We start from the raw sequence: 14,689 nt of genomic DNA, 5'->3' as shown, positions 1-14,689 counted from the left end.
TTAGCGTGCTGCCATGACACCCGTCGAGGCACCGGCGTACGTTCCCGGGCACGGACTGCTGCGCGGTCGCACGGCCGTCGTCACGGCGGCGGCGGGCGCCGGCATCGGCGGGGCGACCGCCCGGCGCCTTCTCCAGGAGGGCGCGCGGGTCCTGATCAGCGACCCGCACACCCGGCGCCTCAAGGATCATCAGGCCCAGCTCGCCCAGGAGTTCGGGGACGCGGTGACGTCCACGGTGTGCGACGTCACCGACGAGACCCAGGTACGCGCCCTGTTCGACACCGCGGAACGGGAGCACGGCCGGCTCGACATCGTCGTCAACAACGCCGGGCTCGGCGGGACGGCCCCTCTGGTCGACATGACCGACGAGCAGTGGACGCGCGTCCTCGACGTCACGCTCGGTGGCACCTTCCGCTGCACCCGGGCCGCCCTGCGCCGGATGCGCGCCACCGGCGGCGGCGTGATCGTCAACAACTCGTCCGTCGTCGGCTGGCGCGCCCAGGCCGGGCAGGCCCACTACGCCGCCGCGAAGGCCGGGGTCATGGCGCTGACCCGGTGCGCCGCCGTCGAGGCCGCCCCGTACGGGGTGCGGGTCAACGCGGTGGCGCCCAGCCTCGCCCTGCACCCGCATCTGTCCCGGGTGACGACCCCCGCGCTGCTGGAGGAACTCACCGCCCGTGAGGCGTTCGGACGGGCCGCCGAACCCTGGGAGGTGGCCAACGTGATCGTCTTCCTCGCGTCGGACTACTCCTCGTACATGACCGGGGAGACCGTCTCCGTCAGCAACCAGCACGCCTAGACCCCGATGACGACCGACGACAATGGACCGGTGCCGACCAAGAAGAAGGAACCCCAGGTGACCGCCGCGGCCGCCCGACGCCGTGAACTCCTCGACACCGCCGCCGAGGTGTTCGCCGAGCAGGGCTACAACGCCACCACCGTCCGTACGATCGCCGACCACGCCGGCATGCTCGCGGGCAGCCTCTACTACCACTTCGACTCCAAGGAGTCGATGCTCGAGGAGATCCTGCGCTCCTTCCTCGACGAGCTGTGGTCCGGCTACGACGCCGTCCTGGAGGCCGGGCTGGGCCCGCGCGAGACGCTGGAGGCCCTGGTCACCGAGTCGTTCCGGGAGATCGACCGGCACCGGGCCGCCGTCGCGATCTACCAGAAGGAGAACCGGCAGCTCGCCGCCCAGGAGCGGTTCGCGTTCCTCGCCGAGTCGCAGCGCCGGTTCGAGAAGGCGTGGCTGTCGACGCTGGAGCGCGGTGTCGCGGCCGAGGTGTTCCGGCCCGACCTCGACGTCCGCCTGACCTACCGGTTCGTCCGCGACACGGTGTGGGTCGCCGCGTCCTGGTATCGGCCCGGCGGACAGCACAGCCCCGAGGAGATCGCCCGGCAGTACCTGTCGATGGTGCTGGACGGGATCGCCGTACGCGCATAGCCCCCCGACGCAGGGAGTCGCCATGGCCGAGGCCTACATCGTCGAAGCGGTCCGTACGCCCGTCGGACGGCGCGGGGGAGGGCTCGGGGCGGTCCACCCCGCCGACCTCGGCGCCCACGTCCTGACCGCGCTGCTCGGCCGGGTGGACGTCGACCCGGCCGCCGTCGAGGACGTCGTCTTCGGCTGTCTGGACGCGGTCGGGCCGCAGGCCGGTGACATCGCGCGGACCTGCTGGCTGGCGGCCGGTCTGCCCGAGGAGGTCCCGGGCGTCACCGTGGACCGGCAGTGCGGCTCCTCGCAGCAGGCCGTGCACTTCGCCGCCCAGGCCGTGCTCTCCGGCACCCAGGACCTGGTCGTGGCGGGCGGCGTGCAGAACATGTCGATGATCCCCATCGCCTTCGCCACCCGGCAGGCCGCGGAACCCCTCGGACTGACCGAGGGCCCCTTCGCGGGCAGCGAGGGCTGGCGCGCCCGGTACGGGACCAAGCCCGTCAACCAGTTCGCGGGCGCCGAGATGATCGCCGCGAAGTGGCGGATCGGCCGGCGCGAGCAGGAGGAGTTCGCTCTGCGCTCGCACCGGCGGGCGCTGCGGGCCGTCGACGAGGGCCGCTTCGAACGGGAGATCGTGCCCTACGGGCCGGTCGCCGTGGACGAGGGTCCGCGCCGGGACACCTCGCTGGAGAAGATGGCCGCCCTGCGGCCGGTCGTCACCGGGGGCACGATCACCGCCGCGTGCTCCTCGCAGGTCTCCGACGGGGCGGCCGCGATGCTGCTCGCCTCCGAGCGGGCGGTGCGCGAGCACGGCCTCACCCCCCGGGCCCGCGTGCACCACCTGTCGGTGCGCGGCGAGGACCCCCTGCGCATGCTGACCGCGCCGATCCCCGCCACCGCCCACGCCCTGAAGAAGACCGGCCTGCCCATCGACGCCATCGACCTCGTGGAGATCAACGAGGCGTTCGCCCCCGTCGTCCTCGCCTGGCTGAAGGAAACAGGCGCCGACCCCGACCGGGTCAACGTGAACGGCGGGGCCATCGCGCTCGGGCATCCGCTCGGCGCGACCGGCGCGCGGCTGATGACGACGCTCCTGCACGAACTGGAGCGCACGGGCGGACGGTTCGGCCTGCAGACCATGTGCGAGGGCGGCGGCCAGGCCAACGTGACCATCATCGAACGCCTCTGACGGCCCCTCAGTACCGGCCCACCCGCTCCCGGGCCTCCTCGGCCTCCCGCATGATCCTGGCCACGAGGTCCGCGCACGACGGCAGGTCGCCGATCACCCCGGCGACCTGCCCGGCGGCCATCACCCCCAGGTCCGTCCGGCCGTCCACCATGGCCGCCCGCAGCAGCATCGGCGTGTTCGCGGCCATCAGGACCTGGCTCCACGTCAGGTCCTTGCCGTGGCGCAGCGCGCGGCCCTCCCGGACCATCCGGCGCCAGCCCGTGCCCGACAGCGCCCGGTAGCCCGCTGCCGCGCGCACCGCCCGCGCCAGCGCCCGCACCCGGCCGGAGCGCTCCAATGCGTCGACCAGGTCCGTGCGCAGCACGCGGTGCGGCAGCCCGTCCACGGCCCGCGTGACCGTCACGTCCCCGACGGCCGCCGCCAGATAGCGCGCCTTCGCCGCGTCCGGCACCGTCGAGTCCGACGTCAGCAGGAACCGCGTCCCCATCGCGACCCCGGCCGCCCCGTACGCGAGCGCCGCCGCCAGGCCGCGCCCGTCGAAGAAGCCGCCCGCGGCCACGACCGGTATCCGCACGGCGTCCACCACCTGCGGCAGCAGCACCGTCGTCGCCACCGCGCCGGTGTGCCCGCCGCCCTCCGCGCCCTGGACGATCACCGCGTCCGCGCCCCAGCCGGCGACCTTCTCGGCATGCCGCCGGGCGCCCACGGTGGGCACGACCAGCACCCCGGCCTCCTTGAACCGGGCGATCAGCTCCGGGGAGGGCGCGAGGGCGAACGAGGCGACCCGCACCCCCTCGGCGATCAGGACGTCGGCCCGGTCGCCGGCGTCCGGGGCGTCGGCGCGCAGGTTCACCCCGAACGGCGCGTCCGTACGGGACCTGACCTCGCGCACCGCCTCCCGCAGGCGGTCCACCGTCATCGTCGCCGACGCCAGGACGCCCAGCGCCCCCGCGTTCGCCGTGGCCGCCACCAGACGCGGGCCCGCCACCCAGCCCATCCCCGTCTGCACGACCGGGTGCCGCACCCCGGTCAGCCGGGTCAGCGCCGTCTCCATCACCCGGCGACCTCCCTCGCCCGGGCGTTCCCGGGGTCGATCACCTCGCGGATCAGCCGCAGTTCGGCCGCGGTCGGCGACCGGGTCACCGCCACCTCGTCCGCCACCGCCGGCTCGAACGAGGTCGCCTCCCGCACCTGCTCCACGGTGACGCCCGGATGCACGGCGACGAGCCGCATCGTGCGGCCCGGCCCGCCGAAGTCCAGGACGCCGAGGTCGGACACCACCCGCCGCAGAGCGTGGTACCGGGCGCCGGCCGCACGGTCGTGGCCCACCCCGCACACCATGTCGACGCGCTCCACGAAGACCCGCCGCGAGTGCCGGGGCACCCAGTAACTCACCGGATTGTTCAGCGTGTTGACGGGCGCGCCGCGCACCCCGAGCAGCTGGCGCACCGGCCGCTCCCAGGGGCCGACGCACGAGATGTTCTGGTTGCCGTGGCGGTCGATCTGGCTCGCGCCCATCATCACGTGCCGGCGCCCCCCGGTGACCAGCGTGAGGTGCCGCCGGTACGGCAGCCAGCCCTCGACCGTGCCGTCCGGCGTGACGAGCAGGGCCTCCCCGTCGGTCAGCAGCAGCTCCGGCGCGAAGGTGAGCCGGGCGAGCCGGGCGCCGATCGACGGGATCAGGCCCATGGGGCTCGCCAGCACCTCCCCGTCGCCCCGCCACTCCTCCGCGCAGGCGATCACGCAGTGCTCGGCGCGGGTCGCCTCCGTCATGGCCTCCGTCATGACCGCCCCCCGTCCGCCGCCGCCCGGTACGCCCGCTCGTCGCCGCCGAGGTAGCGGGCGGCGAACCGGGGCCAGGGCGTCGTCGCGTAGACACGCTGGAACTCCTCGTCCCGGCCGTAGTCGGGGGCGCAGGACGTGAAGTGGGCGCCGCCCGGCGCCTCTATCACACCCGTGACGGTGTGCCGTCCGACGAGCAGCGACTGCGGCGGCCCGGCCTTGGTCAACTCGGCGGTGTCGACTAGCCGTTCACAGGAGACGTACGCCGTGTCCGCCGCCTCGCAGAACAGGTCGTCGAAGTACGGGTCGGGGCCCAGATACTGCCCGTTGCCCCGCCGGTCGGCGCGGTTGACGTGCACCAGGGCAGCGTCGAGCCGCAGCGCGGGCATCGCCACGAACGTCTCGCCGTCGTCGTACGGCGAGGTCACCGTCCGCAGGCCCGGGTTGACCCGCATCACGTCGGAGCCGAGCCCGGCCCGCACCGGCAGGAACGGCAGCCGGTTCGCCGCCGCCTGGAGCCCCCAGAGGAACATCGCCTCGTCGACCTCCGTCAGATCGAGGTCCCCGCGCTCGCGCGCCGTGCGGAAGTGCGGTTCCAGGGGGATGGAGTCCAGCGTCGCGAACGGGGCGACCAGTCGGCGGATCCGGCCCGCCGCCGCCAGCATCCCGACGTCCGGGCCGCCGTACGACACCACGGTCAGGTCCGAGACCTCGGACCGCAGCAGCGCCCTGACCAGGGCCATCGGTTTGCGGCGCGAGCCCCAGCCGCCGATCCCGACCGTCATGCCGTCCCGCAGCCGGGACACGGCCTCGTCGGCGGTCATCGTCTTGTCCCGCATCTACGCCTCCTCCGTCCCGCCCGCCGCGGGCGCGCCGAAGCCGGCCCGCACCCGCTCGGCGACACCGCTGAGGGCGGCCTCGAAGGTGAAGCCCTGCTCGAAGCGGTAGCCGCGGCGCACGTCGACCGGGTCGATGCCGTTGAGCGCGGCCTTGGCCAGCCGCAGCAGCCGCCCGTCCTTCGCCGCGATCTCCCGGGCCAGCTCCAGGGCCGCCGACGGCAGTCCGGCGCGCGGCACGACCCGCCACACCGCGCCGTGCGCGTGCAGCTCGGCCGCGGTGACCGTGCGCGCGGTGTAGTACAGGGCGCGCAGCAGATGCAGCGGGACCAGCCGGGCCAGATGGGTGGCCGCGCCCAGCGCGCCCCGGTCCAGCTCGGGCAGCCCGAACACGGCGTCCTCGCTCGCCACGATCGCGTCCGCGTTGCCCACCAGGCCGACGCCGCCGCCCAGGCAGAAGCCGTGCACCGCCGCCACCACCGGCACCGGGCACTCGTACACCGCCGCGAACGCCTCCGCGCACGCGTGGTTGACGCCGATCAGCGTGTCGTGGCCGCCCCGCTGGAGCTCCTTGATGTCGACCCCGGCGCTGAACCCGCGCCCCTCGGCCGTCAGGACGACACAGCGGACCTCCGGGTCGCGGCCCGCGGCCCGCACGGCGTCGGCGAGGGCCCGCCAGCCGTCCACCGGCAGGGCGTTCACCGGCGGGAAGGCGACCGTGACGACGGCGATTCCCTCGTGATCCGTCCCTTTTCCGGGGGACGAGGTGGAGACACCCATGGCCGCATCAGCTACCTTTCCACCAAACGTTTGTTAGGTGGAGGGTAGCCGGGCATGGGGCTGGACGGGAAGGTCGTGGTCGTCACCGGCGGCACCCGCGGTGTCGGCGCCGGGATCGCGCGGGCCTTCGCCGAGGCAGGCGCCGAGGTGCTGACCTGCGCCCGCCGCCCACCCGAAGCGCCCCTGCCCCGCGCCCGGTTCGTCCCCCTGGACCTGCGTGACACGGGGGCCGTCCAGGACTTCTTCGGGGCGCTGCCGCGCCTCGACGTCCTCGTCAACAACGCGGGCGGCACCCCGTACCGGCGGCTCACCGACGCCGGCGCCGAGCGCCACGCGCGCGTGATCGAACTGAACCTCCTCGCCCCGCTGACCGCGTCCCTGGCCGCCCACGAGCACCTGGCCCGCGCGCGGGGCTCCGTCGTGATGATCGGCAGCGTCAGCGGCGGCCGGCCCTCACCGGGCTCGGCGGCCTACGGGGCCGCCAAGGCCGGGCTGGAGAGCCTCGCCCGGTCCATGGCGGTCGAATGGGCGCCGCGCGTACGGGTCAACACCCTGGTCGTCGGCATGGTCCGCACCGAGCGGTCCGGCCCGCACTACGGGGGCGACGCCGGAGCCGCCCGCGCCGCCCGCACCGTCCCGATGGGCCGCCTCGCCGACCCGGCCGACGTCGGAGCGGCCGCCGTCTTCCTCGCCTCCGACGCCGCCGCCTACATCAGCGGCGCGAGCCTGCTCGTCCACGGCGGCGGCGAACGGCCCGCGTTCCTGGACGCCGTGAGCGACACCGACGGAGGCACACCATGAGCGGGATCTGCACGGGACGGGTCGTCGTCGTCACCGGCGCCGGCCGGGGCCTGGGCCGCGCGCACGCGCTCGCGTTCGCCGCCGAGGGCGCCCGCCTCGTCGTCAACGACCTCGGGGTCGGCCCGGACGGCACGGCGGCTGACGGCGGCCCGGCCCGGCGGGTGGCCGACGAGATCCTCGCGGCGGGCGGCGACGCCGTCCCCCACACCACCGACGTGGCCACGGCCGACGGAGCGGCCTCCCTGATCACGACGGCCCTGCGGACGTACGGACGGCTCGACACCCTCGTCAACAACGCGGGCTTCCTGCGCGACCGGATGCTGGTCAACCTCGGCGAGGACGACTGGGACGCGGTCGTCCGCGTCCACCTCAGAGGCCACTTCCTGCCTTTGCGGCACGCCGCCGCGCACTGGCGGACGGAGACCAAGGCGGGCCACCTCCCGGCCGCCCGCGTCGTCAACACCAGCAGCGGCGCCGGACTGCTCGGCTCCCTCGGGCAGGGCGCCTACAGCGCCGCGAAGGCCGGGATCGTGGGCCTCACGCTGGTCGCCGCCGCCGAACTGGCCCGCTACGGCGTCCAGGTCAACGCGATCGCCCCGGCGGCCCGCACCCGCATGACCGAGGACGTCTTCGCCGAGGCCATGGCGGCGCCCGGCACCGGCTTCGACGCGATGGCGCCGGAGAACGTCTCCCCGCTGGTCGTCTGGCTGGGCTCGGCCGCGAGCACCGGGGTCACCGGCCGGGTCTTCGAGGCCGAGGGGGGCCGGATCACCGTCATGGAGGGCTGGACGCCGGGCCCGACGGCCGACAAGGGCGCCCGGTGGACCCCCGCGGAGGCGGGGGAGGCGGCACGCGGGCTGCTGCGGGAGGCGGCACGCCCGCGCCGCGTGTACGGGACCTGACCGCGCGCCTCCCCGTCAGGTGTCGCACTCCAGCACCGTCCGGCACAGCGCGCACCGGGCACGGACCCGCCCCCGCACCGGCACCCGGATCCGCTGCCGGCACGTCGGGCACGGGAACGACACCTTCAGTGACTCCCCGCCCTCCGGGGTGAACGCGTACGGCACGCCCGGCCGTTCGCCGCCCTCCCGCTGCTCCCGCTGCTCCCGCGCCCGGCGCCGGTCGTGGGCGTAGCGCCGCCGGCCCGCCCAGCCCGCGGCGGTCAGCGGAGGCTGCCGCGCGTCCTCACGCGCCCGGTCCATGCCCTTGCCGTACGCCGTGTACGCCTGCGGGCTGGTGAACCACACCGAGGGGTCCTCACCGAACAGCAGCGACCGCTTGGCCAGGACGTACCCGAACTCCTCCGGCGTCAGATAGCCCAGCTTCTGCGAGGAGGCGGAGTCCTCCCGGTAGGCGTCCAGCAGCAGCCAGCCCGCGCCCAGGTACGTGGTCACCGTGTCCGTCAGGATCTCGTTCTCCCGGGTGCCGGGGAACGACAGGTCCAGCCGGTGCAGATACACATGGGTCACCTCGTGCGCCAGGGCCGCCCCGATGTCCCGGCGATGCGTACGGAAGCGGTCGTTCAGCTCGACGAAGTACTCCGGGCCCGCCGTCAGTTCGACGTTCGCCGCGTGGCTCATCTCCCGGAACCCCACGACCAGGCGCGCGTCCGGCAGCCGGAAGTGCCGCACCAGCTCGCGCGCGACCCGCTGCGCCCCCAGATGCAGGTCGTCGACGTCGCCGAACGCCACGTCGGCGGGGGCCACGCTGGCCGAGAAGGTCCGCACGGTGTCGTACGACAGACGCCGGTAGAGCGCCGTGATCGACGCCCGCACCGTCTCCAGGTGCGGAAAGCCGTGTTCGACCGGTCCGCCGTTGGCCACGCCGCACCCCCTGGACGTCTCCGACCCGATTCCACTCTACGGGGAGGTGAGGGGGATTTCCCCGGCGTGGTTCCACACCCCCGGCGTGAGATCCGTCCTTGCCACACCACTGGGCCGATCTTCATACTGCGGGCCGCTCAACACACCATGAAAGGACGTCTGTTGACCCAGAGCCCGCCGAGAAGAACCGGCATATCCCTGGCCACCCGAGCCGCGGCGGTGGGCGCCGTGGCGCTCGCGGTCGCCTCGCTTCAGCCCTTCACCGCGCACGCCGATTCCCGTTCCACCCGCGTCGTCGGGGGAACGACCGCCGCGCAGAACGAGTTCCCGTTCATGGTCCACCTCTCCATGGGCTGCGGCGGGGCGCTCTACAAGAAGGACGTCGTCCTCACCGCCGCCCACTGCATGGACCGCTCCGGCCCGAACACCGGCATCACCGTCACCGCCGGCGTCAACGACCTGACCTCGTCCTCCGCGATCAAGGTCAAGTCGACCAAGGTCAAGGTGGCCACCGGCTACGACGGCACCGGCAAGGACTGGGCGCTGATCAAGCTGGCCCGGCCGATCGACAAGCCGACGCTGAAGATCGCCACCACCGACCGCTACAACCGCGGCATGTTCACGATCGCCGGATGGGGCGACACCAGGGAGGGGGCCAACACGGGCACGACCAAGCTCCGCAAGGCCACCGTCCCCTTCGTCGCGGACCGCACCTGCAAGCGCCACTACGGCAACCGGCTGGTGTCGAAGGAGGAACTGTGCGCCGGCTGGCAGTCCGGCGGCATCGACACCTGCCAGGGCGACTCCGGCGGCCCCATGTTCCGCAAGGACGACGCCGGCAAGTGGATCCAGGTCGGCATCGTCAGCTGGGGCGACGGCTGCGCCCGCACGGGCGTGCCCGGCGTCTACACGGAGGTCAGCCACTTCGCCAAGGACATCGCCCGCGCGGCGAACGCCCTGTAGGACGGGACCTCTCACACGGGCCGCAGGAGCGGGGCGGGAGCGGCGGGGCCCGCACCCTCCAGCTCCAGCAGCCCCACGTCGTTGACGCCCTCCGCAGGGCCGGCCCGGGCCCGCACAGCGCACGCTGCGGGCCCGCGGACCAGTAGCGGCCCAGGCGGAAGCCGCCGACCCGCACGAACCCGCGGGTCTACCCGGCAGCTCCAGCCGGGCGTCACCGGCACCCCGCACCACGACGGTGCCCCGGTCCAGCCCCGGGGCACCGTCCCCGGGAACATCGCCCGACGCCACCTCCCGCACCGCCCCGAGGGCGTCCAGCGCCTCCAGCGGCAGCCACCGCGCGCGTGCCGGGCGACAGGCTCGCCGAGGACCGCGTCCTCCCCGGTCAGCACCCCGGCCCGCACCCCGTCGACCTACCCCGCCGATCCCCCCGTGATCCGGCCGACGCCCGCCCCGCCCGCCCCGTAGGCTGGGCGCCCATGACCAGCAACACGTCACCCGGCGCCGTCGACCCCGCCGTCCGCGAGGAACTCGCGCGGCTGCGCGACAGCATCGACAACATCGACGCGGCCGTCGTCCACATGCTCGCCGAACGCTTCAAGTGCACCCAGCAGGTAGGCCACCTCAAGGCCCGCCACCAGCTGCCGCCCGCCGACCCGGCCCGCGAGGCCCGCCAGATCGCCCGGCTGCGCACCCTCGCCGAGAACGCCAAACTCGACCCCGCGTTCGCCGAGAAGTTCCTGAACTTCATCATCGCCGAGGTCATCCGGCACCACGAGCGCATCGCCGACGACAAGACCAACGGCGCCGCACCCGCCGCGGACGCGTCCGGCCCGGGGGAGTGACCGCGGGGCGGGCCCGCCCCGATCCGGGACCGGCACCGCCCCCTCAGCCCCACCCTGTCCCCGGTGAACCGGACATCACGTCCTTACCGGGCCCGCTCTGTGCCTGACCGGCGGCATCAGGCAGCATGTCGTTCATGTCCGTACTGACGCGCGACGAAGCGCAGACCCGTGCCCAGCTCCTCGACGTCCACCGCTACGAGATCGCACTCGATCTGACCACCGGGGACGACACCTTCGACTCGCACACCGTCATCGCGTTCACCGCGCGCGCCGACGCGGACACCTTCGTCGAGCTCAAGCCGGCCCAGCTGAACACCGCCACCCTCGACGGCCGCCCCCTCGACCCCGAGACCCTGGACGGCAACCGCCTCCCCCTGAAGGGCCTCACCGCCGGCGAGCACGAACTGCGGATCGACGCCGCCATGCGCTACTCCCGCACCGGCGAGGGCATGCACCGCTTCACCGACCCCAGCGACGGCGAGACCTACGTCTACACCCAGCTGTTCCTCGACGACGTCCAGCGCGTCTTCGCCGCCTTCGACCAGCCCGACCTCAAGGCCGTCTTCGACCTGACCGTCACCGCCCCCGACGACTGGACCGTCCTCGCCAACGGCGTCACCGAACACCTCGGCGACGGCCGCTGGCGCGCCGCCACCACCCCGCTGATCTCCACCTACCTCGTCGCCGTCGCCGCCGGACCCTGGCACTCCGCACGCACCGAACACCGCGGCCTGCCCTTCGGCATCCACTGCCGCCGCTCCCTGGCCCCCTACCTCGACGCCGACACCGAGGAACTCTTCGAGATCACCCGGCAGTGCTTCGACCGCTTCCACGAGAAGTTCGAGGAGCCCTACCCCTTCGACTCCTACGACCAGGCGTTCGTCCCCGAGTTCAACGCCGGCGCCATGGAGAACCCCGGCCTCGTCACCTTCCGCGACGAGTTCGTCTACCGCTCCGCCGTCACCGACACCGAACGCCAGACCCGCGCCATGGTCATCGCCCACGAGATGGCCCACATGTGGTTCGGCGACCTCGTCACCCTGCGCTGGTGGGACGACATCTGGCTCAACGAGTCCTTCGCCGAGTACATGGGCTACCAGATCTGCTCCGAGGCCACCCGATTCACCGACACCTGGACCGACTTCGGCGTCGCCCGCAAGTCCTGGGGCTACGACGCCGACCAGCGGCCCACCACCCACCCCGTCGCCCCCGAGAACGTCGACGACACCGCCTCCGCCCTGCTCAACTTCGACGGCATCTCCTACGCCAAGGGCGCCTCCGCGCTCCGCCAGCTCGTCGCCTGGCTCGGCGAGAAGGACTTCCTCGCCGGCATCAACACCCACTTCGCCCGGCACAAGTTCGGCAACGCCGCACTCGCCGACTTCATCGACTCCCTCGCCTCCGCCACCGAACGCGACGTCCACGCCTGGGCCGACGCCTGGCTGCGCACGACCGGAGTCGACACCCTCACCCCGACCGTCACCGCCGGCGAGAACGGCACCTGCGCCCTCACCGTCGACCGCGCCGGCAGCCGCCCCCACCGCGTCGCCGTCGGCCTCTACGACCAGGACCTCGGCGCCGACGAAGGCCGCCTCACCCTGCGCGAACGCCTCGACCTCGACATCCCGCAGAACGCCCCGCTGCCCGTCGGCAAGCGCCCCGCGCTGCTCCTCCTCAACGACGGCGACCTCACCTACGCCAAGGTCCGCTTCGACGCCGCGTCCTTCGACACCGTCCGCACGAGCCTCGCCGGACTGCCCGACCCGCTCACCCGCGCCGTCGTCTGGAACGCCCTGCGCGACGCCGTCCGCGACGGCGAACTCGCCCCCCTCGCCTATCTTGAGGCCGCCCGCGCCCACCTCCCGCACGAACGCGACCTCGCCGTAGTCCAGGGCGTCCTCGCCTTCGCCGGCACCCACATCGCCGACCGCTACCTCACCCCCGCACAACGGCCCGGCGGACTGGCCCTGCTCGCCGCCCTGTGCCGCGACCTCATCCGCCGCACCGAGGACGGCGACAACCCCGGCCTGCGCCTGATCGCCGTACGCCACTTCATCGACGTCGCCGCCCACCCCGACACCATCGCCGCCTGGCTCGCCGACGGCACCGTCCCCGGCGGACCCGAACTCGACCCCGACCTGCGCTGGCGCGTCCTCGCCCGGCTCGCCGTCCTCGGCGCCACCGACGAGGACGCCATCGCCGCCGAACTCGACCGCGACCCCAGCGCCACCGGCCAGGAAGGCGCCGCACGCTGCCGGGCCGCCCTGCCCGGCGAGGAGTCCAAGGCCCGCGCCTGGGACGCCATGTTCGCCTCCGACGACCTGTCCAACTACCTGTTCACCGCCACCGCCCAGGGCTTCTGGCAGCCCGAACAGGCCGACCTGGTACGGCCGTACGTGGCCCGGTACTTCCAGGACGCGCCCGCCGTCGCCGCCCGCCGCGGCCCCGCCATCGCCGACGCCGCCGGCCGCCACGCCTTCCCCGCGCACGCCGTCGACCCCGACACCCTGCGGCTCGGCGAGACCTGCCTGACGGACGCCGACCCCGCCCCGGCCCTGCGCCGCCGGCTCGCCGACCACCTCGACGACCTCGCCCGCGCCCTGCGCGTCCGCGAAGGACAGGAGGGGCAGGGCGGGCAGGACGGACAGGGCGACTAGGACGCGATGAGAGGGGGCGCCGGTTCCGCCGGCGCCCCCTACTCCGCCGTACGGGCGACACCCCGTACGACACGCGCTCGACGAACACAAATACCCCCTTTCGGGTTCCGGTCAGGGGGCTTTCCGGGTGCCGCCGCGCCACCGGGTCCAAGCTGGAGGTCCTTCTCGTCCAGCGCGCCCGGGAGGACACGATGAACACGCCCTCACCGCTCGCCTCAGGCCCCGAAGGCCCCGACGCCCTGCGGCCGCTGCTCGACACCGTGCTCACCGCGCTCGACACCGGCGCCCGCGCCCGCGGCGGCCCCCTGCCCTCCGGCGGCCCCCGGGCCGTCGCCGCCCGCGTCCGGGCCGCCCTCCCCGACGTCCTGCCCGAACACGGCGACCCCGATGCCCTCCAGCACCTCGTGCACGCCCTCGCCGAAGGCTCCGCCGACCCCGCCGACCCGCTGTGCGCCGCCCACCTGCACTGCCCGCCCCTCGCCGTGGCCGTCGCCGCCGACCTCGCCGCGAGCGCCCTCAACCCCTCCCTGGACTCCTGGGACCAGGCCCCCGCCGCCTCCGTCCTCGAAGCCCTCGTCACCCGCGCCCTCGCCGAGGAGATCCACCCCGCGCCCGCCACCCCCGACGCCCTCATGACCACCGGCGGCACCGAGTCCAACCAACTCGCCCTCCTCCTCGCCCGCGAGACCCAGGGCACCGGCGTCCGCCTCCTGCACGGCGCCAACGCCCACCACTCCCTGCCCCGCGCCGCCTGGCTGCTCGGACTCCCCGACCCCGTCACCGTCCCCGCACCCGCCGGCGTCCTCGACCCCGCCGCCCTCGACGAAGCCCTCACCCGGCTCCCCGGCCCCCACCTCGTCGCCGCCACTGCCGGCACCACCGACGCGGGACTCATCGACCCGCTCCCCGAGATCGCCGCCCGGTGCGCCGCCCACGGCGCCCGCCTCCACATCGACGCCGCCTACGGCGCTGGCCTGCTGTTCAGCCACCGGCACCGGCACCGGCTCACCGGCCTCGACGCCGCCCACACCGTCACCCTCGACCTGCACAAACTCGGCTGGCAGCCCGTCGCCGCCGGACTCCTCACCGCCCGCGACCCCGCCGACCTCGCCGCACTGCACCACCGCGCCGACTACCTCAACGCCGACGACGACACCGACGCCGGCCTGCCCGACCTGCTCGGCCGCTCCCTGCGCACCAGCCGCCGCCCCGACGTCCTCAAGATCGCCGTCACACTCGCCACCCTCGGCCGCCACGGACTCGGCCGGCTCGTCGACCAGGTCTGCGACCTCGCCGCCGGCCTCGCCGACCTCGTCGCCCACCACCCCGGCTTCGACCTCTACGACCGGCCCACCCTCAGCACGGTCCTGTTCCGGCCCGCGCACGCCACGGACACCGCCGTCGCCGCCGTACGCCGCCGCCTCCTCACCGACGGCCGGGCCGTCCTCGGCCGCGCCCACGCCGACGGGCGCCTCTGGCTCAAAGCCACCCTGCTCAACCCGCGGGCCCGCCCCGACGACCTGGCCGCCCTCCTGAAACTGGTGGAAGGAAACACCCCCGGATGACCCCGCAGTCCCCGCC

Annotated in this window: 14 protein-coding genes; 9 read left to right on the top strand and 5 right to left on the bottom strand. The window is 74.2% G+C overall.

Annotation, left to right across the window (positions count from 1 at the left end; translation table 11 throughout):
• Positions 1-13 precede the first annotated feature (13 nt).
• The 3 genes from ADL34_RS28075 to ADL34_RS28065 are packed head-to-tail and all read left to right on the top strand — an operon-like array spanning position 14 to position 2,624.
• Positions 14-799, top strand: a complete 786-nt coding sequence (locus ADL34_RS28075) for an SDR family oxidoreductase (protein WP_062673860.1) — start codon at positions 14-16, stop codon at positions 797-799.
• Between the two features lie 30 nt (positions 800-829).
• Positions 830-1,444: a TetR/AcrR family transcriptional regulator gene (locus tag ADL34_RS28070; protein WP_062673857.1), complete on the top strand. Its 615-nt coding sequence runs from the start codon at positions 830-832 to the stop codon at positions 1,442-1,444.
• A 22-nt stretch (positions 1,445-1,466) separates the two neighbouring features.
• Complete coding sequence (locus ADL34_RS28065) at positions 1,467-2,624, top strand: acetyl-CoA C-acetyltransferase (protein WP_062673855.1); 1,158 nt, start codon at positions 1,467-1,469, stop codon at positions 2,622-2,624.
• A 7-nt stretch (positions 2,625-2,631) separates the two neighbouring features.
• Here ADL34_RS28065 and ADL34_RS28060 read toward each other — a convergent pair whose 3' ends face one another.
• The 4 genes from ADL34_RS28060 to ADL34_RS28045 are packed head-to-tail and all read right to left on the bottom strand — an operon-like array spanning position 2,632 to position 6,022.
• A complete protein-coding gene (locus ADL34_RS28060) occupies positions 2,632-3,678 on the bottom strand; it encodes an NAD(P)H-dependent flavin oxidoreductase (RefSeq protein WP_062673853.1) in 1,047 nt (348 codons plus the stop codon).
• A complete protein-coding gene (locus ADL34_RS28055) occupies positions 3,678-4,409 on the bottom strand; it encodes a CoA-transferase subunit beta (RefSeq protein ID WP_384601124.1) in 732 nt (243 codons plus the stop codon). Before ADL34_RS28055 ends, ADL34_RS28060 begins: the two co-directional genes overlap by 1 nt.
• Positions 4,406-5,245: a CoA transferase subunit A gene (locus ADL34_RS28050; RefSeq protein ID WP_062673851.1), complete on the bottom strand. Its 840-nt coding sequence runs from the start codon at positions 5,243-5,245 to the stop codon at positions 4,406-4,408. Before ADL34_RS28050 ends, ADL34_RS28055 begins: the two co-directional genes overlap by 4 nt.
• Entirely contained in the window at positions 5,246-6,022 is a 777-nt protein-coding gene (locus tag ADL34_RS28045) for an enoyl-CoA hydratase family protein (protein ID WP_062673849.1), read from the bottom strand. It abuts the gene before it with no gap.
• A gap of 54 nt (positions 6,023-6,076) precedes the next feature.
• Between ADL34_RS28045 and ADL34_RS28040 the strand changes: the two genes are divergently transcribed.
• Both ADL34_RS28040 and ADL34_RS28035 read left to right on the top strand, forming a co-directional pair.
• A complete protein-coding gene (locus ADL34_RS28040) occupies positions 6,077-6,823 on the top strand; it encodes an SDR family oxidoreductase (RefSeq protein ID WP_062673848.1) in 747 nt (248 codons plus the stop codon).
• On the top strand, positions 6,820-7,725 hold the full coding sequence (locus ADL34_RS28035; RefSeq protein ID WP_062673846.1) for an SDR family oxidoreductase: 906 nt from the start codon (positions 6,820-6,822) through the stop codon (positions 7,723-7,725). The genes ADL34_RS28040 and ADL34_RS28035 overlap by 4 nt, the downstream gene beginning before the upstream one ends.
• A gap of 15 nt (positions 7,726-7,740) precedes the next feature.
• Here ADL34_RS28035 and ADL34_RS28030 read toward each other — a convergent pair whose 3' ends face one another.
• On the bottom strand, positions 7,741-8,646 hold the full coding sequence (locus ADL34_RS28030; RefSeq protein WP_062673844.1) for a hypothetical protein: 906 nt from the start codon (positions 8,644-8,646) through the stop codon (positions 7,741-7,743).
• A gap of 162 nt (positions 8,647-8,808) precedes the next feature.
• On the opposite strand from ADL34_RS28030, the gene ADL34_RS28025 reads away from it, so the two are divergent.
• The 4 genes from ADL34_RS28025 (at position 8,809) to ADL34_RS28010 (ending at position 14,673) form a co-directional block, all read left to right on the top strand.
• Positions 8,809-9,609, top strand: a complete 801-nt coding sequence (locus tag ADL34_RS28025; RefSeq protein ID WP_234375122.1) for a S1 family peptidase — start codon at positions 8,809-8,811, stop codon at positions 9,607-9,609.
• A 476-nt stretch (positions 9,610-10,085) separates the two neighbouring features.
• A complete protein-coding gene (locus tag ADL34_RS28020) occupies positions 10,086-10,451 on the top strand; it encodes a chorismate mutase (protein WP_062673839.1) in 366 nt (121 codons plus the stop codon).
• 134 nt (positions 10,452-10,585) lie between these two features.
• Positions 10,586-13,108 (top strand): aminopeptidase N, encoded by a 2,523-nt coding sequence (gene pepN / locus ADL34_RS28015; RefSeq protein ID WP_062673877.1) that lies wholly within the window; start codon positions 10,586-10,588, stop codon positions 13,106-13,108.
• 191 nt (positions 13,109-13,299) lie between these two features.
• Entirely contained in the window at positions 13,300-14,673 is a 1,374-nt protein-coding gene (locus ADL34_RS28010; RefSeq protein WP_062673837.1) for a pyridoxal phosphate-dependent decarboxylase family protein, read from the top strand.
• The last annotated feature ends 16 nt before the right edge of the window (positions 14,674-14,689 follow it).

Source organism: Streptomyces sp. NRRL WC-3605 (assembly GCF_001509795.1).
Classification (GTDB): Bacteria; Actinomycetota; Actinomycetes; order Streptomycetales; family Streptomycetaceae; genus Streptomyces; species Streptomyces viridochromogenes.
The sequence above is the reverse complement of the archived record's forward strand: the minus strand, read 5'-3'. Positions and strand labels throughout refer to the sequence as shown.

Excerpts from the sequence above, each read along its gene's own strand:
- ADL34_RS28075 (WP_062673860.1), top strand. The coding sequence starts at position 14 with ATGACACCCGTCGAGGCACCGGCGTACGTTCCCGGGCACGGACTGCTG.
- ADL34_RS28065 (WP_062673855.1), top strand. The coding sequence starts at position 1,467 with ATGGCCGAGGCCTACATCGTCGAAGCGGTCCGTACGCCCGTCGGACGG.
- ADL34_RS28060 (WP_062673853.1), bottom strand. The coding sequence starts at position 3,678 with ATGGAGACGGCGCTGACCCGGCTGACCGGGGTGCGGCACCCGGTCGTG.
- ADL34_RS28055 (WP_384601124.1), bottom strand. The coding sequence starts at position 4,409 with ATGACGGAGGCCATGACGGAGGCGACCCGCGCCGAGCACTGCGTGATC.
- ADL34_RS28050 (WP_062673851.1), bottom strand. The coding sequence starts at position 5,245 with ATGCGGGACAAGACGATGACCGCCGACGAGGCCGTGTCCCGGCTGCGG.
- ADL34_RS28045 (WP_062673849.1), bottom strand. The coding sequence starts at position 6,022 with ATGGGTGTCTCCACCTCGTCCCCCGGAAAAGGGACGGATCACGAGGGA.
- ADL34_RS28040 (WP_062673848.1), top strand. The coding sequence starts at position 6,077 with ATGGGGCTGGACGGGAAGGTCGTGGTCGTCACCGGCGGCACCCGCGGT.
- ADL34_RS28035 (WP_062673846.1), top strand. The coding sequence starts at position 6,820 with ATGAGCGGGATCTGCACGGGACGGGTCGTCGTCGTCACCGGCGCCGGC.
- ADL34_RS28020 (WP_062673839.1), top strand. The coding sequence starts at position 10,086 with ATGACCAGCAACACGTCACCCGGCGCCGTCGACCCCGCCGTCCGCGAG.
- pepN (WP_062673877.1), top strand. The coding sequence starts at position 10,586 with ATGTCCGTACTGACGCGCGACGAAGCGCAGACCCGTGCCCAGCTCCTC.
- ADL34_RS28010 (WP_062673837.1), top strand. The coding sequence starts at position 13,300 with ATGAACACGCCCTCACCGCTCGCCTCAGGCCCCGAAGGCCCCGACGCC.